General features: G+C 40.4%; 17 protein-coding genes. 2 read left to right on the forward strand and 15 right to left on the reverse strand.

The genetic code is table 11. The annotated features are described in order from the left end of the window. Nucleotides 1-182 precede the first annotated feature (182 nt). Together truD and CYP05_RS00685 are read right to left on the reverse strand one after the other, a co-directional pair. Nucleotides 183-1,307: a tRNA pseudouridine(13) synthase TruD gene (gene truD, locus CYP05_RS00680; RefSeq protein WP_103641689.1), complete on the reverse strand. Its 1,125-nt coding sequence runs from the start codon at nt 1,305-1,307 to the stop codon at nt 183-185. Continuing rightward, a complete protein-coding gene (locus tag CYP05_RS00685) occupies nt 1,285-2,106 on the reverse strand; it encodes a thiamine-phosphate kinase (protein ID WP_103641690.1) in 822 nt (273 codons plus the stop codon). Before CYP05_RS00685 ends, truD begins: the two co-directional genes overlap by 23 nt. A gap of 63 nt (nt 2,107-2,169) precedes the next feature. Between CYP05_RS00685 and CYP05_RS00690 the strand changes: the two genes are divergently transcribed. Then, the gene (locus CYP05_RS00690; protein WP_103641691.1) at nt 2,170-3,189 is read left to right on the forward strand and encodes a hypothetical protein; all 1,020 of its coding nucleotides are present in this window, start codon (nt 2,170-2,172) and stop codon (nt 3,187-3,189) included. A 1,204-nt stretch (nt 3,190-4,393) separates the two neighbouring features. Here CYP05_RS00690 and CYP05_RS00695 read toward each other — a convergent pair. The 11 genes from CYP05_RS00695 to CYP05_RS00745 form a co-directional block, all read right to left on the reverse strand. Continuing rightward, nucleotides 4,394-6,202 (reverse strand): menaquinone biosynthesis decarboxylase, encoded by a 1,809-nt coding sequence (locus CYP05_RS00695; RefSeq protein WP_103641692.1) that lies wholly within the window; start codon nt 6,200-6,202, stop codon nt 4,394-4,396. 286 nt (nt 6,203-6,488) lie between these two features. Then, on the reverse strand, nt 6,489-7,211 hold the full coding sequence (locus tag CYP05_RS00700) for a hypothetical protein (protein ID WP_103641693.1): 723 nt from the start codon (nt 7,209-7,211) through the stop codon (nt 6,489-6,491). Further along, nucleotides 7,208-8,143, reverse strand: coding sequence for a hydroxymethylbilane synthase (hemC, locus tag CYP05_RS00705; RefSeq protein ID WP_103641694.1), 936 nt, complete (start codon nt 8,141-8,143; stop codon nt 7,208-7,210). Before hemC ends, CYP05_RS00700 begins: the two co-directional genes overlap by 4 nt. An 8-nt stretch (nt 8,144-8,151) precedes the next feature. After that, entirely contained in the window at nt 8,152-8,583 is a 432-nt protein-coding gene (locus CYP05_RS00710) for an FxsA family protein (protein ID WP_103641695.1), read from the reverse strand. Continuing rightward, entirely contained in the window at nt 8,580-10,280 is a 1,701-nt protein-coding gene (locus CYP05_RS00715; RefSeq protein ID WP_103641696.1) for a proline--tRNA ligase, read from the reverse strand. Before CYP05_RS00715 ends, CYP05_RS00710 begins: the two co-directional genes overlap by 4 nt. Next, entirely contained in the window at nt 10,270-11,553 is a 1,284-nt protein-coding gene (hemA, locus tag CYP05_RS00720) for a glutamyl-tRNA reductase (RefSeq protein ID WP_103641697.1), read from the reverse strand. Before hemA ends, CYP05_RS00715 begins: the two co-directional genes overlap by 11 nt. Then, nucleotides 11,553-12,446, reverse strand: a complete 894-nt coding sequence (locus CYP05_RS00725) for a polyprenyl synthetase family protein (protein ID WP_103641698.1) — start codon at nt 12,444-12,446, stop codon at nt 11,553-11,555. The genes hemA and CYP05_RS00725 overlap by 1 nt, the downstream gene beginning before the upstream one ends. A 10-nt stretch (nt 12,447-12,456) precedes the next feature. Continuing rightward, complete coding sequence (locus CYP05_RS00730; protein WP_103641699.1) at nt 12,457-12,888, reverse strand: hypothetical protein; 432 nt, start codon at nt 12,886-12,888, stop codon at nt 12,457-12,459. Further along, a complete protein-coding gene (locus tag CYP05_RS00735) occupies nt 12,881-13,135 on the reverse strand; it encodes a DUF2018 family protein (RefSeq protein ID WP_103641700.1) in 255 nt (84 codons plus the stop codon). The genes CYP05_RS00730 and CYP05_RS00735 overlap by 8 nt, the downstream gene beginning before the upstream one ends. A 48-nt stretch (nt 13,136-13,183) precedes the next feature. After that, nucleotides 13,184-13,807: an HAD family hydrolase gene (locus tag CYP05_RS00740; protein WP_103641701.1), complete on the reverse strand. Its 624-nt coding sequence runs from the start codon at nt 13,805-13,807 to the stop codon at nt 13,184-13,186. Continuing rightward, on the reverse strand, nt 13,804-14,136 hold the full coding sequence (locus CYP05_RS00745) for a hypothetical protein (protein WP_103641702.1): 333 nt from the start codon (nt 14,134-14,136) through the stop codon (nt 13,804-13,806). Before CYP05_RS00745 ends, CYP05_RS00740 begins: the two co-directional genes overlap by 4 nt. 107 nt (nt 14,137-14,243) lie before the next feature. Between CYP05_RS00745 and CYP05_RS00750 the strand changes: the two genes are divergently transcribed. Then, entirely contained in the window at nt 14,244-15,515 is a 1,272-nt protein-coding gene (locus CYP05_RS00750; RefSeq protein WP_103641703.1) for an O-acetylhomoserine aminocarboxypropyltransferase/cysteine synthase family protein, read from the forward strand. 38 nt (nt 15,516-15,553) lie between these two features. On the opposite strand, the gene CYP05_RS00755 is transcribed toward CYP05_RS00750, so the two are convergent. Together CYP05_RS00755 and CYP05_RS00760 are read right to left on the reverse strand one after the other, a co-directional pair. Next, nucleotides 15,554-15,733, reverse strand: a complete 180-nt coding sequence (locus CYP05_RS00755) for a transformation system protein (protein WP_103641704.1) — start codon at nt 15,731-15,733, stop codon at nt 15,554-15,556. An 816-nt stretch (nt 15,734-16,549) separates the two neighbouring features. Continuing rightward, entirely contained in the window at nt 16,550-17,992 is a 1,443-nt protein-coding gene (locus CYP05_RS00760; protein WP_103641705.1) for a potassium/proton antiporter, read from the reverse strand. Between the last annotated feature and the right edge of the window lie 4 nt (nt 17,993-17,996).

Below are 17,996 nucleotides of genomic sequence, written 5' to 3' on the forward strand. Positions count from 1 at the left end.
CTTCTGCAGCTGAACATCTAAATAAGATGACAGATGCGCTAAATACTAAACTTAGCGTCTTTAGAACTTAAGTTTTTACCTCTTAAATTTAATGTTTTAGGTCTAGCTTTGGCTAGACCTTTTTAAATTTAAACCAGCTAAATTTAGCCAGCCACCCTTTTAAATCTATCTTTAAATTTGCCCTACTCAAATATATTTTTATGCAAAATTTCTTCTAACACAACAGTTGCGTATGAGCCCTTTTGAAGTGTGAAATTTAAGCTAAAATGAGCGTTTTCTTCGTTGTATTTGTAGCTTGTATTTTCTAAATACGCCCAGTTAAAGCGCCTTGAGCCAGAGATCTTTGAAGTAATAATAGACGCCTCAGCGAAAATTTCATCCTCAAGCTCTTTTGCCACGCCGCTTGCCTCATAAGCCTTCGCGCCGACTATAAGTCCAAGGCTTGTGATATCACGCTTGGCAAATCTTTGTGCCTCTTGATCTAAATTTTCACACAAAAAGAGCTTGCCAAATGGATAGTGCCCCAAAACCTCTCCTGGTAAAAGCTTAAAAAAGCTCTCCTGCGCCTTCATCGCCTTTAGATCGTTTTTGCTAAAATTTTTATAAATTTCGCCTAGATCACTTAGGCTAAAGTCGCTTACAAACCTTGAAATTTCAACCCTTTTGCTAAGATAGCGGTTAAAAAGATCGCTTTGATAGGCTGAGATCAAAAAGTCATTTAGCTTTACATTTTTGCTCTTTTTGCCATTTATCGTGCCATTTTTAAGTAGCTCCAGCCCAGTTTCAGCATTGTCGCCAAATTTGCCAAAGCGCTGATAGCCAAAGTAGTTTGCATAGCCCATTTTATCGATGCTGACAAAGGCCTGCTCGAGCTTTTTAGCGCTACTTGGCAGCACCTTTTTTAGGCGGATGAAAAAGCTATTGCCTTTTAGATGTCCGATGCGAAGCTTATTTTTATGCACGTTTAAATTTAAAATTTTCATCTTCTCATGGCTAAAGTTTGCAAGCGCGCCCTCAAATTTACGAGGCATCGAGATAAACTGCGTCGTCATGCCCTGCTTGTCTTTTAGCCCAGCATAGCCAAAGTCACGCATTTTTGCCCCTGTAACCTCGCTTAAGGCGTGCAAAGCGTCGCTTGTCGTCATATCTTTTTTAGAAATTTCAACGATCAAGTGCTCGCCGTCACCACTAAATTCATAAAGCGGTATCTCGCGCACGACAAAATCGTCTGAATTTTTAGAAAAATATGCCTCGATGGGCGCATGAGTAAGCGCATAGAGCGGCTTAAAAGTGGTGGCTTCTTGCATTTTGTCTTAACCTTTTGTGTGAAATTTTTGCAAAGATGTTGATCTTTGTCCTAGTTTTTGCGGCGATCCTTTTGATAGCGCTTAAATTTTTAGAACTAAAGGTAAATAAAACCTCGTACTCCTCGCCGCTACTAAGCTCAAATTTGCTTAGTTTTTTTGTAAATTTAGCGCCTTTTTTGCTAGCCTTTAAAAGCTTGCCAAGGTCGGTATTTAGCCCGTCTGAGATATCCATGGCGGAGTTTATAAGATGAGCTGCTTTGTAAAAAAACTTATCTCTTAAGATAGGCTTTTTAAAGCGTGAGTTTTTAGAAATTTGAGCCAGTCTTAGAAGCGAGTTTAGCCCCTTTTGGCTGCCTCCAAGCTTGCCTGTAAATGCAACAAGATCACCAAATTTAGCATTTTTCCTTAGCACTGCCCTGCCCTTTAGCTCACCGATCACGCTGACGCTTATGTTTAAAATGGAGCTACTTATCGTGTCGCCGCCTATTATCTTTACGCCAAACTCTTCGCACGCCCTATTTATGCCACTGGTTAGCTCGCTGATCTGCCGAGGCGTGAAGCTCTTTGGCAGACTAAGCCCAAGAAGGGCAAATTTAGGTCTAGCATTCATCACGATCGTATCTGAAAAATTTACGATCATAGCCTTGTAGCCGATCTCTTCAAGGCTTAGCCAGCCAAGCTTAAAGTGCGAATTTTGCGCAAAAATGTCCTTGCTAAAGACCATTTTGCCGGCAATCGCCGCATCATCGCCGATATATGCGTTACTAAAGCATGCAATCGTAAAATTTTCTTTATCCATTGAGCTATTATAATGAAACTCCTTTTAAATTTAGGATAAAATAAGCCCAAAAAAAGGATACAGATGCAAAGAGTTGAGATTTTTAGATTTGACGCGAAAAGAGATGTTTTGGCATATTTTAAGCCATATTTTTTAGAGATTTCAGACTTTGCAAACTTAAACGAGCTTTTTGCCCACGTAAAGAGCATAGACCCCTACTTTAGCCCATTTGAAGGCTTTGTCAAGGTAAATGACGTCGTAGTTAGCGCCGCCCAGCCACTTGCAAATTTAGCTCAAAAACTTGGTAGCGAGCTTTGCATAGCCCCGCTTGATGAGAAAAGAGCGGTTTTAGATCTTGCTATAAATGATGATGACTTTTGGGCGAAATTTGAGCCATTTGCTAGTTTTTGCAAAAGAGCTGATAAAGAGCTATACGCTAGCTTTAAGCCCTATTTTTACGCTGATTTTGTAAAAGACTACGAGCCAAATTTTATAGGAGCTGCCGCGATAATGCTAGCTCATCATCTTTATAAAAATGAGAAAAACGATGAAATTTTAAAGCTAGTTGGCGGTAAAAACGGCGTTTTGATAGCCTGTGAGCTTGATGATCTACTCTTTGAAGGTAGCGAAATTTATAGCAAGGCGATTAATTTTTTCAAAGAAATTTTAGGCGTAAAAGCTGTGCCAAAATATAAAAATGAGCTTGAAAAGATAGAAAAACTTAGTAAATTTAAAGATTTTAAGATAGCTATAAAAGACAGACTGCCTGCAAAATTAAGCGCATACAAGGCAAATTTTATAGAGCTAAACGCTAAAACGCCTTGTGGATATGATCTTTTAAAGGCCGATGAAGAGCTAGCTTGCAAGCTTGCTAGTAAGATAATTTTTGCTGCATTTGATAGTGGGGCTGACTTTTTGCTAGCTAGCAACGAGGCTGAGTTTCATATCTTTGACACGCTAGCAAAAAAGCTTGAGAAGTCTGCCAACAGAAGCTTGCAAGACTTTTACGTCCTAAGAGCGAGCGAGCTAATGGCGCTTGAAAATGGCGAGATACTAAGCGGGCTAAAAAAGCATGTTTTGAAGGTCGGTTTGGTAAATTTGTAAGCTACTTAAATTTGATCTAGAAATACAAAAGTAAGATTAAAAGATGCCATAAACAAAACGGACAACCGCGCATACCTAAAAACAACCCTAAAGCACATTTAAAAAACTAAATATCCAAGTTACGACTTAACTCTTATTTTTTAAATTTAAGAGTTTTAAAACCAGCTACAAGGCTGCCGAATTTAATTTCATGTGCGATATTTTTTAGCTTGTAAATTTAGGCTTATGTCAAGGTCATAACATCTAAAAGGCAAAACGGTGGTAGCCAAAGGTAAATTTAAAACTAAAGTCGTCAAATTTATGATCCATTTTCACTAGCCACTTCTAAAATTTATGCTTACATTTGCCTTGCAGTACAAAAATCAAAACAACAGATGATCTTTTAAAAAATAATTTAGTAAATTTTGATCAAAATTTAGGGCTACGTATAAATTTATAGCGACTTATAAACACCAAAATAGCACAAGCCAAAACAACCAAGCAGATCGCCAATTAATGGCTATCTAGCAAATTTATATCCTAAATTTGCTAGCTTTATTTTAGGTATTTCTTCTAAATTTATTCTCTTGCACCAACTTTTTTAAAGCAAAACCAGCAAGCAAGGTTTTATGCTTCAATCCAAAACAAGTACACGCCTGACAATTTATAATTTGCTAGTTTTATTTTAAAGTCTGCAAGAGCTCTGTTTTTTAATTTGAACGCTTGCAACAACTTTATCTATTTAAAAAGTTAAAAAACATTAACAAAAGTTAGCCAACAAAGCTTTATATTTGCATCCAAAATTGTCAAAGAGCGAACATAACATAGCTTTTTTAAAACACATCCGTAACCTGCTAACTTTATAAAATTTAAAAGTTTTTACACTTAGTTTTTTAAATTTAAATATTTTTGCACCTCTATTTTTCTAAATTTAAATGTTTTACACACATCGCAACATATAAAATTTAAATTTTACTAGCCTCTTGCTCCAAATTTTATCTCTCGTAAGGCAAAATCATACTATTTTATATAAATTTTTATACATTATGTTTAGTATTTCCAGTTAACCAGCCAACCCAAGTAAAACATATAAATTTAACTAGAAATTTTATGCTGCGATATAAAAATGTCCTTAAACTAAGCTATTTTTAAGCGCAAAAAACCGATATATTTAAATTTTAAAGCAAATTTGACCTAGCAAAAGACTGGATAAATTTAAACCAACCTACCCAAATATCTCAAATTTATGAAATAACTCTGACTCATCTTTTACTACGCCTCGCTTCACAAGATCTGCCACCACTTCGCGCTTGCAGTCAGTTTGCATAGGCCAGCCACGTGTGTAGCCCTCAAGCTCACTCTTGCTCGTCGCATCCACGCAGAAATTTTCGCCATCTATGTAGATATCACGCAAGGCATCTATATTATTTGTCACGCGCCAAAGCAGCATATATGGGTTTTCTAGGTAGTTTTGCATATCCACTACGACTAGAAGCTTGAAAAACTCCCTAAATTCCAAAAGCTTAAAAAATAGCTCTTTTACAGGGCGATCTTTTTCAAATTTAATCACACAAATAGGCGTTTTACTCTGCTTTTTAAACTGCCTAAGCTCCTTAACATTTGGCGCAATGCTTTGAAATTTAGCCAAAAGTTCATCATCGCTTAATACCTCAGGGCTAAATTTACAAAAGTCCTGCGTCGCGTCGATGCCAAGCTTACCGCCAAAGCACGAGTTTGGACTGGCGTGATCGAGCTGGTCGCACACACCTTGGCTTATCAGCACACTTTCGCTACCAAATCTATCAAGCACAAAGCTTGCAAATTTGTCGTATTCCACTAGCTCTGGCGCATCGCTACCCACAAAGATCGCGTGCTTTACAAAGCTCATCTGTCCAACTCCCCAAAATGCGTGCATCGCCTGCTTTGCGTGGGCCGGATAAAGGGCGTTGATCTTAGCTAGGATAAGGTTGTGAAAGACGCCATTTTCAGGCATGTTGTAGTCTAGTAGCTCTGGCACGGTAGTTCGCAAAAGTGGCAAGAAAATGCGCTCAGTCGCCCAACCCATGTATTTATCCTCAAGCGGCGGCTTGCCAACCACGGTCGCGTGAAATACAGGGTCTTGCTTGCTCGTTATCGCCGTGACCTCCATCACTGGAAACGGCTCAACTGGCGTGTAAAAGCCAGTGTGATCGCCAAATGACCCCTCAAGCTCGCTCTTAGCAGTATCGACAAAGCCCTCGATCACGTAGTCGGCGTCGTGCGGGACGTAAATTTCATTAGTTAGCGACTTTACAAGCTTGGCTGGCTCTTTGCGGATGAAGCCGTAAAGCAGCAGCTCAAAGACGCCCTTTGGCAGTGGCGCCTGACCGCACCAGATGTAGAGTGGATCGCCGCCGATCGCCACAGAGACTGGCATCTTACGGCCTGCGCGCTTGTACTCGTGAAAGAAATTTGCGCCGTCTTTGTGGATCTGCCAGTGCATGCCAAGGCGATTTTTATCATAAATTTGCAGTCTATACATGCCTAAATTTTGCAGCGCACCATCTAAACTTTGCGTATAGACCTGCCCCATTGTGATAAAAGCACCTCCGTCATGTGGCCAGGTCTTTAGTGTAGGCAAGCTCAAAAGATCAGCCTGCTCGCCCATAAATTTGACCTGCTGGCACTCGCCCTCGCCTTTTAGCCTTTTGGTAAAAATCTTTCTCATGCTAAAAAGATAGGCCAAAAAGTCAAGCTTCTCTTTGAAATTCTCAGGTTTTTTGGGTTTTAAAAGCTTTTCTATCTCAGCTGCGATCTCATCGGGTTGCACGCCAAATATCAGCTCAAGCGCCCTTTTTGAGCCGTAGATATTTGTAAGCACTGGGGCAAATTTACGCCCAGTTTTTTTGCAGACTGGGTTTGTAAAAAGTAGTGCTTGCGAGCCCTCGCGCTTGACCTCGATGTAGCTAGCGTGCGCGATCTCCAGGTCGATATCCGCTGGCTCCTCGATCACCCTAAGTAGGCCATTATCTTTTAAAAGCTTGATGTAGTCCATATTTTTCCTTCATAATTTATATCCGAACAAGCCGTTTTCAAAGCTAAAATTTTTGACCGCGTTTTAAGTCAAATTTGCAAACATTTTGAGCCAAAAACACAGCTTTAACTGCCGAAAAATTAGTAAAATCATAAAAATTATCGGTTTTGGCGGATACGCTAATTTAATGCCGATTTTGCAAAAATTTAATCTCTTACAACCACTAACCAAAAGCGCGCGACGCTAAATTTACAGCGTTAAAGCAAGCAAAAAGCTGCAAGCCAGACTGAGTTTATCCCTTATCTGTCTAAGTCGTCTTAAAAAGATACCATTTTGAGTTTGCAGAGAGCCTTTCTAACATTATAAACTCGCTCGGACTCATCTGCGGCAGATTAGATTCGTTTTCCACGCGCATAAAACCCACTACGTTATCCGTTATGCCGCCTATTATAAGCTCAAAAACCCCATCGTCGTACGCCGCATGAGATAGATGTAATCGCTTTACGACTTCGTTTGCCGCCTCTTCGTCCTTTTGATATAGCGCAAATAGCTCTTCAAATTTTGCCTCATTTTCGCGTCCGAATTTTAGCAACGCATTATCACTTGCCAAAATCAGCCTTAAATTTTTTATATCCACGCCCATTATTCTAAGCCGCGCCTTTTCCGCCTCGCTCGCAGCCTCATAGCCCTTTATCATCGCCTCTATGATGCTGGTTTGCGCGAGCGATCTTAGCGCATAAATACCATCTTCTTTAGCAAAAATGTATAGATCAATGGATGCGCCATTTTTAGAAGCTAGCCAAACGCGAAATATCCCGCTAAATTCGCTACTCCGGCCGAGTTTGGCGACTTTTATTTCGTCAAATTTGTCGGATGAGTAAAAATTATTTTTTAAGCGATCTCTCATCTCGCCCTTAAAATAGACGTTTTTATCGAAATTTTTATCGGTAAAGAGCGAATAAATAAGCTCTAAATCTACCCGCGCAAAAAGCGCGGATATCAGAAACGCCAAAATAAGCGCTTTTCTCATATATTCGCCATCTCTTCAGCGCGCCTTAAAAGCTCTTTCGCCCCTTTTTCTATAAATTTATGCGCTAGCTTTTTGCCGATGCTTTGAAATTTATCCTTGCTACTCTTTAAGCTATCTTTTATATACTCGCTTCCATCAGGCAGGCCAACGATCGCATCGATAGAAATTTCATCGCCTTTTAGCCTTGCGCTTATGCCTATTGGCACTTGGCAGCCACCCTCCAAAACGCTTACAAAGTCACGCTCTATGGTCGTTTCTATGACTGCATTTTCATCATTTAAAAAAGAGATCTCATCTAAAATTTGCTTCTCATCTCTAGCCTCGACGCCAAGAGCGCCCTGACCCATCGCAGGTATCATCTCGTCAAAGCCAAATGTGTAGATGTGCGCCACTTCAGCCTTGATATTTAGGCGGTTTATGCCAGCCATCGCCAAAATGATCGCGTCAAATTCGCCCTCTTTTAGCTTTCTAAGTCTAGTTTGCACATTTCCACGAAGCGAGATTATCTCAAGATCAGGCCTCATGATAAGTAGCTGCATCTTGCGGCGCAGGCTCGTTGTGCCAACCTTTGCGCCGTGAGGTAGGTCGCTAAATTTAGCAAATTTCTCACTTATCATCGCATCTCTAGTATCCTCGCGTGAGCAAATAGCAGCTAGTTTAAGCCCTTCTGGAAAGACTACTGGCACGTCTTTTAGGCTATGCACGGCGATGTCAGTCTCGCCTTTTAGCATGCTATCTTCAAGCTCTTTTGTGAAAAGCCCTTTGCCGCCGATTTTTGCAAGTGGCGTGTCAAGGATCACGTCGCCCTTTGTCTTCATGCCCTCAAGCACGACCTTCACGCCCTTGTGCTCCGCCTCGATCCTAGCCTTGATATGCTCACTTTGCCAAAGTGCTAAGATACTCTTTCTAGTTGCTATTTTTATCTCTTTCATCATCACTCCTAATTTACTCTTTTTGGCTCTTCGATGATCTCAACGTCGATGATCTCGCCATCATCTTTTTTGGCACTTTGCTCGCTAAAGTTTTGAAATTTAAACTCCTGATAACTCTCATTTTTCGCTGCATTTTTCTTAAATACTAAAGAAAAAATGACAACGGCGATACCAAAAATATCCGTTAAAATTCCTGGTAAAAAGAGCAGCGCTCCGCCAAAACTAAGCCCTAGCTGACTAAATAAATTTCCGCCAAGAAAGCTCTTAAACGCCACTTGAGGCGAATTTAAACTAGAAAATCCGGCATTAAAAAGAAGTGCGATGCCAACAAACCCAGAAACCAGCACCTCAAGAAAGTAGTTTAAAAAGCCAAATTTATCTACAAAAAGATAGATAAATACCGCCTCTATCAAAAAAAACAAAAATGCAAAAAATCTCATAAGCTTTCTTTTATCTTTCTAAAGGCGTCGTTTGCCTCTATCGCCTCTTTGCTTAGCCCATCTCTTGTGATAAACTCAACCTTGCCATTTGCAAATTCTTTGCCCACAAGCAGCGCATAAGGAAAGCCGATAAGCTCAAAATCATTCATCTTAACGCCAAATCTCTCGTTTCTATCGTCGATGATGACGCTAACGCCAGCTTTTTTAAGGCTCTCATAAAGCTCAAATGCAAATTTCACGCCCGCTTCATCTTTTAAATTTGAGATGATGATCTCCACATCAAACGGCGCACACTCTTTTTTCCAGATACAGCCCTTCTCATCGTGGCTAGCCTCTATCATCACAGCGATCAGCCTGCTGATACCAATGCCGTAGCAGCCCATCAAAAATGGCTTAGCCTTGCCGTTTTCATCAAGATATGTCGCGTTCATCGCAGCCGAATATTTATCGCCCAGCTGAAAGATATGACCAACTTCTATGCCTTTGCTAAGTTTTAAATTTCCGCCACAAACTGGGCATTTATCGCCCTCTTTTACCTTTACAAGGTCTTTAAATCTCTCTTCGTTAAATCCGCTAACACTAACGCCAACAAAGTGGTAGTCCTTCTCGTTAGCGCCGCATATCATGTTGTTTGCGCCTTTTAGCTCGTTATCTATGAAAAATTTCACATCCTTTAGCCCAACTGGCCCGCAAAATCCAGCCACAAGCCCAGCTTTAGCCACGTCAGCCTCGCTAGCATCAACAAGCTCTAGCGCCTTGCAAGCATTTTGCGCCTTTGTCTCTTGAAGCTCGTCATCGCCCCTTACAAAAAAGACCACGACCTCTTCTTTGTCCTCATAGATCGCCTTTTTCATAACAGCTTTTATGCAGTAAAACTCGCCAACTTTGAAAAACTCCGCCACATCTTTTATCGTTTTTGTATTTGGCGTTAGAAATTTAGCTGCGTCCGCCTCTGGCGCCTCAGCCTCGCTTACTCTTGGTTTGCGTCTTGCAGCCTCAACGTTTGCAGCGTATCTGCAGGCCTCACAGCAAAGTATGTCGTCCTCGCCGTTACTTGCAAGCACCACAAATTCTTTACTGCCGCTACCACCAATGGCTCCGCTATCAGCCTCAACAGCTCTAAAATTTAGCCCCAAGCGGGTAAAAATCTTACTATAAGTTGCCTCCATAAGGTCAAACTCACGCTTAAGATCCTCTTTGCTAGAGTGAAAGCTATAACCATCTTTCATCGTAAATTCGCGACCTCTTAGCAAGCCAAAGCGTGGTCTTGCCTCGTCACGAAATTTGGTGTTTATCTGGTATAAATTTAGTGGTAGCTGCTTGTAGCTAGTCACCTTGCCACGCACCAAAGCAACGGCTGCCTCTTCGTTTGTCGGGCTTATGACAAAGTCATTATCTTTTCTATCTTTAAAGCGCAAAAGCTCCTTGCCAAAGACATTGTAGCGGCCACTTTGCTTCCATAGCTCGCCTGAAGTGACCACGCTAAAGCTCACCTCTAGCGCGCCAGCCTCGTTCATCTCCTCTTTTACCACGCGCGAAATTTTATCATGCATGATCTTTCCAAGCGGCAGATAGTTATAAAGCCCAGAGCCGATCTGCTCGACAAAGCCACCTCTTATCAAAAACTGATGGCTTGGTAAAGATGCATCTTTTGGCGCTTCTTTGGTCGTTGGGGCGTAAAATTTACTAAATTTCATCTATATCTCCTGCTTGAAAATTTTGTTCATCTTTTATGTCAAATAAAAATTTAACTCCGTTTGAAAGCTCGCTCGCTCTCTCCTCGTCTGCAAGCCCTTTTAGCTTCATCGTTGGTTGGTGCAAAAAGGCTTTAAAGACTTGATGGATGAGCTTTTGTGCCTCATCGTAATCGCTATGCTTTAAATAGCCCTTTTTCATCGCCTTTTCTAGCTCATTTTTAGCGCAAATTTCAGCCTGTTTGCGGATAGATTTTATAAGAGGCACGCTCATATCTTCTTTTAAAGTCTTTAAAAACTCGCTCGTATCTTGACCGACGATCGAGTAGGCTTTTTGCGCCTGCTCCTCTCTTAGGGCTAAATTTTTACGCACAATCTCCTCCAAGCTATCGACCGTATAGACGCTGATAAGCTCTGTGTTTAAAAGATCGATATCTCTTGGCACGGCTATATCAAAAAAGTATCTGTGAAATTCTCTTGGCTCGATGATATCGCCTGTGATGATAGCGTGCGGGGCTGCAGTGCTTGAAAAGATGAGATCGTAATTATTTACATACTCTTTTAATTTCAAAATGCTATCCCAGCTCGCGTTATCTCCTAGACTATCAACTAGCTGCTCAACGCGCTCAGAGCTTCTGTTTATAATGATCACTTCTGCGCCACTTGATATGAGGTGTTTTGCTGCTAGCTCGCCCATCTCACCAGCGCCTACGACGATAGCAGTTTTTCCTTCAAGCGTGCCAAAAATTTCTTTTGCTTTTGCCACAGCTACGCTTGAAACAGAGATCGGGTTTTTAGAAATTTGAGTTTCGTTTCTAACTTTAGCAGCGCATTTACATGCATAGTGGATGATTTTACTGATTTGTTCGCCGCAAGCTGAGCTATCGTAAGCAAATTTAAAAGCATTTTTTAGCTGGCCAACGATCTGCGTTTCGCCGACGACTAGGCTATCAAGCGAGCTTGCCACGGCAAATAAGTGGTGTGCAGCACCGCTGTTTTCGTAGATGTCAGCTCTCTCATAAAGCTCATCTTCAAAAACGCCTGAAAATATCGACATGCACCTGATGATATGAGCAGTAGCGGCCTTTACATCCTCCACACTTGCTATGATCTCGACACGGTTGCAGGTGTTTAGCACCATGCTCTCTTTTATGTTTTTGTTTGAGTTTATCAGCTTTAAAATTTGCTCTTTTTTCTCGTCACTATCAAAGGCAAGCTTCTCTCTGACCGAAATATCAGTATTTTTATATGTAAAACTTATGTCTAAATAGTGCATCAAAATTCCCTATCTATCATGCTTTTTATGATCCCTTCAAGCTCGGCGTTTTTATACTCTTTTATCGCTTCTATTGCCTCAGCTCCAAGCCTTTTAGCTTCATTTATAGCCTTGCTAAGTGAGCTAGTTTTATCAAAATTTTCTTTTAGCCATGAAATTTCGTCCGCGTTTAACTTCTTTGCCCAAAGCGATCTAAGCTTTGCTTGATTAGCCCCATCTAAGCTCTTATAAAGATAAATGTAAGGAAGTGTCGTTTTGCCCTCGACAAAGTCGTTAAGTGCTGGTTTGCCAAGCGTTTTTTCATCTTGAGTGATGTCTAAGATATCATCAACGATCTGAAATGCAAGACCTAAATTTTTGCCATAAATGCCAAATTTCTCGCTATCTTTGCCAGCTAGCTTTGCCCCACAAATAGCCGTAGCTTCTATCAAAACAGCTGTTTTATAATAGATCATTTTTAAATATTCTTGCTCGTTTTCGTTAAAATTTTCAGCCATTTTCACATCCATCATCTCGCCGATGCTTAGCTTGCTGACCGCATCTGAGATGACAGCTGTGATGCTTGGGTCAAATTTTGTAAGCTCAAAATAAGCCTTTGAATAGAGGATGTCGCCTAGCATGACTGAGTTTTTACTGCCAAAAAGTGCGTTTATGCTTGGTTTGCCGCGTCTTATATTTGCCTCGTCTATTACGTCGTCGTGCAATAAGCTTGCAAGGTGGATGAGCTCGATGATAGCGCAAAGTTTAAGTGAAATTTCACTCTCTCCTGCGATCTTTAAAAGAAGTTTTGAGCGCAACTTTTTGCCTGAGCTTATCTTTAAAAACATCTCAAACGCCTCTTTATAGCCAAGCTCGCTTATAAATTTGCTCATTATTTCATCGATTTTATCCATTTTTATCCTTCTATTTATCCTCGTGCGGATCTCTAAAACCAACATCCACACGCTTGCTCTCATCTAACAGCGCCACCCTAAAATGCGCCTTTTTATCCTTAAAATCAATAAATGATATATAAAGGCTCACGCTCTCGTTTGGCGGCATCATAAAATCAGGCAAAACTCGCTGCATGTAGGTGTTTTGTCCTTGTCTTAGTGAAAAGACCATCTGCCTTGGATAGCGCCTAAAAAAGCTTTGCACGGTGATATTTGTGCTATCAAACAGCGTCCAGCGAAAGTCAAACGTCTCAACTCTTTGAGTTTTTTTCTCGGTTATAAAGACGCGTGCCCACTCACCTTTTTTAAGCTCAAATGTATGCACCGAATTTGGGTCAAAATTTGGCTCTTTTGCAAAGACAAGAGCGACTAGAAAAGCAATGAGCGCAAAAATCTTACTCATTTTGGCTTAAAATTTCTCCGCTAAGCTCGATGTATAGGTCATTTACTCCGTTATAAACTTTATCTTGCTCTGAGGCTATAAAATTTCTGATCTCGTCCTCGCCAACGCCATACTTTTCGCAAAGCTCGCTCATAGCCACAAATTTCTCAAAAATTTTATCTATCTCGTTTTTAACCAAAACGGCATTTGCGTTAAACAAAATGTCATAAAATTTATCCCTCGCACTGCCCTCAAATATATCTGTCATCGCTGTTTCTTTGAAAATTTCTTAAGATTATAGCCAATTAAAACTAAGTTAAAAATTTAATATTATCTCCCACGCCTCGCTAACATTTTTGGCGTTATACGTGGCAGTTTTGCTCTCCTCGCCAAATCCCCAGCAAACTTGCACGTAAGGCATATTTGCGTTTTTAGCGGCTATCTCGTCTTTTAGGCTATCTCCTATAAAGATCGCTTTATTAGCTCCAGTTTTACTAACAGCCAAATGAAGCATCGCAGGATCTGGCTTTTGCGGTATCTCCTTACTAGCGCCGATAACCTCGTCAAATAGCTCATAAATTTCATTTTTCTTTAAAATTTTCTCTAGCGTATCGTGTGGTGCATTGCTTGCCAAAACGACCTTGTAGTGAGCATCTTTGCACTTTTGCAAAAGCTCTTTTACGCCATCATAGGTAGTCGCACACTCATCGTAAAATTTCTTAAATTTCTCTTCAAAACCCTCTTTTAAGCTCCTGCTTGGCATGTCGATGCCGTAAAACTCAAGGGCCAAATTTCTACCTGGCTCATTGATCGCTTTTATGATAAATTCTCTTTCAAGTGGCGGCAAATTTAGCTCATCTCTTACTTCATTTACCGTTTTATATATCGCCTCGCCACTATCGATTACAGTGCCATCCATATCAAAAATAACTACTTTCAATCCTCATCCTTAAATTTATTTTTATGTTTTTCTTTCTTATATGTCTTTTGATTTTTTAGCTTATCAAGTAGATTTGCCGCCTTTAAAAGCTCCTCTTTTGGAGCATTTTTGATAAGCAAATTTATAAAATTTTCTAGCGCTTTTGAGTATGGCTGGTCAAGATAAACAGCTTCTATTTTTTCGATGACTTTCACGTTTTTCTCCACTCTTTGGCGAAATTCAGTCTCGTCAAAGTCATCTCTTTTTAGCCCATTTATCGCTGATTTTGCAAATTTTTCTAGCGCACGAAGATATTTTACACGCTTAAATTTGTCCGTGACTTGGTTCAAATTTTTCCTTTTTTTTGGCAAATTATATCAAAATTTGATTTTATCCCCTAAATTTTGGCTTTGCTAATGTATAATTTACGCCAAAATTACTTAAACAAGGAGCAAAAATGAGGCAAGAAACCGCTGCGATCCACGTAGGCTACGACACAAACGAGGGCTTTGGCACGATGGCTGTGCCTATTTTTCAAAGCACGGCTTATGACTTTGGAAGTGCCGAGACAGCGGCTGCTAGGTTTGATCTAAAAGATAGTGGCTACATCTACACAAGACTTAGCAACCCAACGACAGATATCTTTGAAAAAAGGGTCGCCGCACTTGAAGGCGGAGCCGCTGCGATAGCGACTGCAAGCGGTCAGTCAGCTTTGTTTTACAGCATAATAAATTTAGCCCAAGCAGGCGATAATATCATCATTGCTAAGAAAATTTATGGCGGCACGACAGTGCTTTTTACGCACACGCTAAAGAGATTTGGCATAGAGGCTAGAGTCTTTGACAGTGACAGCGCTGATGATCTGGAGAGTTTGATAGACGAAAAAACTAGGGCTATATTTTTTGAAACGCTTTCAAATCCACAAATTTCTATCCCAAATATCGAAAAAATCGTAGAAATCGCAAACAAATATGGCATCATCAGCATCACCGATAACACCGTGCCAACGCCTATCATCTTTCAGCCACTTCGCCACGGCGTCGATGTTTGCGTGCATAGCGCTAGCAAATATATGAGCGGTCAGGGTCTTAGCCTAGCAGGCGTGGTCGTCAGCGCAAATCACCTAAACGAAAAGCTAAAAGGCAACAAGAGATATGAGCACTTTAACGTGCCAGATGCGAGCTATCACGACATCGTATATGCTGATATGACGGATCGTTTTGATATCTACACGCTAAGGATGAGACTTGCTATCGTGCGCGACATCGGCGCTGTGATCTCTCCGTTTAACTCTTGGCAGCTCATACAAGGGCTTGAAACGCTCGCTGTTAGGGTTGAGAGACACTCGCAAAACGCCCTAAAAGTGGCTAAATTTCTAAACTCTCACAAGCATATAAAAAGCGTGGCATACCCAGGGCTTGCCGACAACGTGGATCACGCAAAGGCACAAAAATACTTTAAAGACGGCATGGCAAATGGGCTATTTTGCTTTGAGACTGATAGCTTTGAGCGCGCAAAAAAGATGCTAGAGCGCGTAAAACTCTTTAAGATCGTAGTAAATATCGGCGATACAAAGTCGCTCATCACGCACCCAGCCTCGACAACTCACCAGCAGCTAAGCAGCGAAGAGCTCATCAAAGCTGGCATCACAAAAGAGCTGATAAGAGTTAGCATAGGTCTTGAAAACGCCGAGGATCTGATAGCTGATCTAGCCCAAGCCTTAGAATAAAGAAATTTCTAGCTCATTTTGGGCTAGAAATTTAAAATTTACTCAAGCTTGCCGCATATCCTCTCGCACTCTTTTGCATGCCTTATAAATTTTATAACGATATAGATGACAAGTAGCGGCACGCTTATATACCAAAATGCAAAAAAGGCGAGTATAAAAAGCATAAATAAGAATGTTACAAAATATACTAAGACTGCAAGGATGATATCATCAAGCATTTTGCCTCCCATTTTGCTAGTGTTTTGGTGATTTTATAAAAAGCAAAATAAAATGAGACTGAACGGATTTGTTTTGGCTCTAAAATTTGAGCTAAGTTGCAAGCGAAGTCAAATTTTAGTAGCCAACTCTTGCGAGTGAATGGAATTTTAAAATTTGAAAATAGTAAATTCCTACTTTTTAAATCACGACTTTTAAATTTATAAATTCTTTTATTCAAAAGGGAGACAAGGGGACTCGAGTTACGAGGCCGTCCCCTTATCCCCCTTTTTAAATCCTCCAAACCCCTCGCACGTTCAAGGTGGCATGCAATCGTGCTAGTGCACTGCATGCGGTTAAAAACTATGGCAAATTTTATTTATCAAGGCAGATAAGCATCAGGCAAATTTTAAAATTTATGAGCGAGCATATCACGCTTCTAAATTTAGTGGCGAATATTTATGAGCCCTAAATTTAGTAAGTTGCTAAGGCGAGTGAGTAAGATTTTAAAATTTTGCTTGCAAAATAAATTTATCCAAAAAGGGACACAAGGGGGCTTGAGCTACGGTCTGCTTGCAGTTGCGAGCTTGTGAAGCAAAGAAGCTCCCCCTTAACAATCCCCTAACCCCTACGATGTTAGAGGTGCATGCCTCAGTGCTTCGCACTGCATGCGTTTTATTGAAATTCTAGTAAATTTTAAAATTTATGAGCGAGCATATCACGGCTCTAAATTTAGTGCTAAACGAAGTGTAGCCTAAATTTAGTAGCCTGTTAAGGCAAGCGAGTAAAGTTTTAAAATTTACAAAGAGAAATGAAATGTGGCAAGTTTTATCAAAATTTTAATAAGTCAAATACTTAATCGTATCTTGATAAAGCACTTGATTTTCGCATTGTATCAGTAATAGGTCATTTTCTTCAAAGATTGTTGAGCCAGTTGGCTTTTGATATTCGTTTTTACGCTTTATTAGGATTATTAAAAACTCAGTTGGAAGCTCAAGCTGAGCCAAATCTTTGCCAATTAGTTTTGAGCCATAGTGGATGGTATGCTGGTGAAGCGTGTAGCTTAAGATCGGCGAGTTTTCTACTGCCTTAACATCCTCTTGCTCACTCTCTTTAACCTTAAATTTATCAGCTGCAAAGCCAAGCGACATGCCCTGTATCAAAATAGAAATCAAAACCATAAAAAATATAATGTTAAAAATCATATCCGCATCACGTACGCCATCGACATAAACATAGGTAGCTAGCACAACTGGCACAACACCTCTTAGTCCAACCCAAGAGATAAAAATTTGCTCATTTATCTTAAATTTTGAAAATGCAAGCGATGCAAAAACACCAAGTGGTCTTGCAAAAAACATAAGCCACAAGGCCAAAACAAGCGCTAACAGCGCAGTTGCAGGAAGTTGTGATGGATTTACCAAAAGGCCAAGTGTTAAAAAGACAACTATTTGCATCGTCCAAGCGATACCGTCGTGAAAACCGACTAAATTTTTCTTGTGAGAAAACTCTTTTTTGTTTATAAAAATTCCAGCTATATAGACGGCCAAATAGCCATTGCCACCGATTTTAAAGCAAAGCGTATATAAAAGCAATATCCAAGCGATAGAAAAAACTGGATAAAGGCCCCAGCTTTTTAGGCGAAGTCTATTAAAGATGGCTGGCAAAGCAACGCCAAATAAATAGCCCATAGCGATACCTATGCCAAACTGCTTAACTAGTGTAATAGCCCACTCAGATACTGTCGGCGTGGTATTTAGTGAGATCATTTGAACGATCGTCATAGTTAGAAATATCGCCATTGGATCGTTTGAGCCAGATTCCAACTCAAGCAATGGTGCAATGCTATTTCTAAGTGAAATTTTCTTGGCTCTTAGTATAGCAAAAACAGCTGCTGCGTCTGTCGAAGAGATAATGGAGCCTAGCAAAAAGGCTTCCGTCCAGGTAAAATCAAGCAGATATTTTGCTACTGGAGCGATAGCTAGCGCGGTTAAGAAAACACCAAGTGTAGCAAGCGCTAAACCTCTACCAAAGATAGGTTTAATCGCTGCAAAATCAGTATCTAGCCCACCAGCATAAAGTATAAAAATAAGTGCTAGCATGCCGACATTTTGAGCGATCATTTGATCATCAAAATTTACACCCAGCAAGCCATCTGAGCCAGCTAGCATGCCAACGCCTAAAAATATTATTAAAGATGGAATTCCAAATTTATCAGAGATCTTACTTAAAAGAATACTAGTTATAAGCAAAACTGCAAAAAATAGTAGTAAATTTTCCAAATAA

The organism is Campylobacter concisus (assembly GCF_002913545.1).
GTDB lineage: Bacteria > Campylobacterota > Campylobacteria > Campylobacterales > Campylobacteraceae > Campylobacter_A > Campylobacter_A concisus_AV.

Coding starts and splice junctions, on each gene's coding strand:
- CYP05_RS00715 (WP_103641696.1), bottom strand. CDS start 10,280: ATGAAATTTAGTAAATTTTACGCCCCAACGACCAAAGAAGCGCCAAAA.
- CYP05_RS00685 (WP_103641690.1), bottom strand. CDS start 2,106: ATGGATAAAGAAAATTTTACGATTGCATGCTTTAGTAACGCATATATC.
- hemC (WP_103641694.1), bottom strand. CDS start 8,143: ATGAAAGAGATAAAAATAGCAACTAGAAAGAGTATCTTAGCACTTTGG.
- CYP05_RS00725 (WP_103641698.1), bottom strand. CDS start 12,446: ATGGATAAAATCGATGAAATAATGAGCAAATTTATAAGCGAGCTTGGC.
- CYP05_RS00735 (WP_103641700.1), bottom strand. CDS start 13,135: ATGACAGATATATTTGAGGGCAGTGCGAGGGATAAATTTTATGACATT.
- truD (WP_103641689.1), bottom strand. CDS start 1,307: ATGCAAGAAGCCACCACTTTTAAGCCGCTCTATGCGCTTACTCATGCG.
- CYP05_RS00695 (WP_103641692.1), bottom strand. CDS start 6,202: ATGGACTACATCAAGCTTTTAAAAGATAATGGCCTACTTAGGGTGATC.
- CYP05_RS00755 (WP_103641704.1), bottom strand. CDS start 15,733: ATGCTTGATGATATCATCCTTGCAGTCTTAGTATATTTTGTAACATTC.
- CYP05_RS00710 (WP_103641695.1), bottom strand. CDS start 8,583: ATGAGATTTTTTGCATTTTTGTTTTTTTTGATAGAGGCGGTATTTATC.
- CYP05_RS00700 (WP_103641693.1), bottom strand. CDS start 7,211: ATGAGAAAAGCGCTTATTTTGGCGTTTCTGATATCCGCGCTTTTTGCG.
- CYP05_RS00690 (WP_103641691.1), top strand. CDS start 2,170: ATGCAAAGAGTTGAGATTTTTAGATTTGACGCGAAAAGAGATGTTTTG.
- CYP05_RS00730 (WP_103641699.1), bottom strand. CDS start 12,888: ATGAGTAAGATTTTTGCGCTCATTGCTTTTCTAGTCGCTCTTGTCTTT.
- CYP05_RS00750 (WP_103641703.1), top strand. CDS start 14,244: ATGAGGCAAGAAACCGCTGCGATCCACGTAGGCTACGACACAAACGAG.
- hemA (WP_103641697.1), bottom strand. CDS start 11,553: ATGCACTATTTAGACATAAGTTTTACATATAAAAATACTGATATTTCG.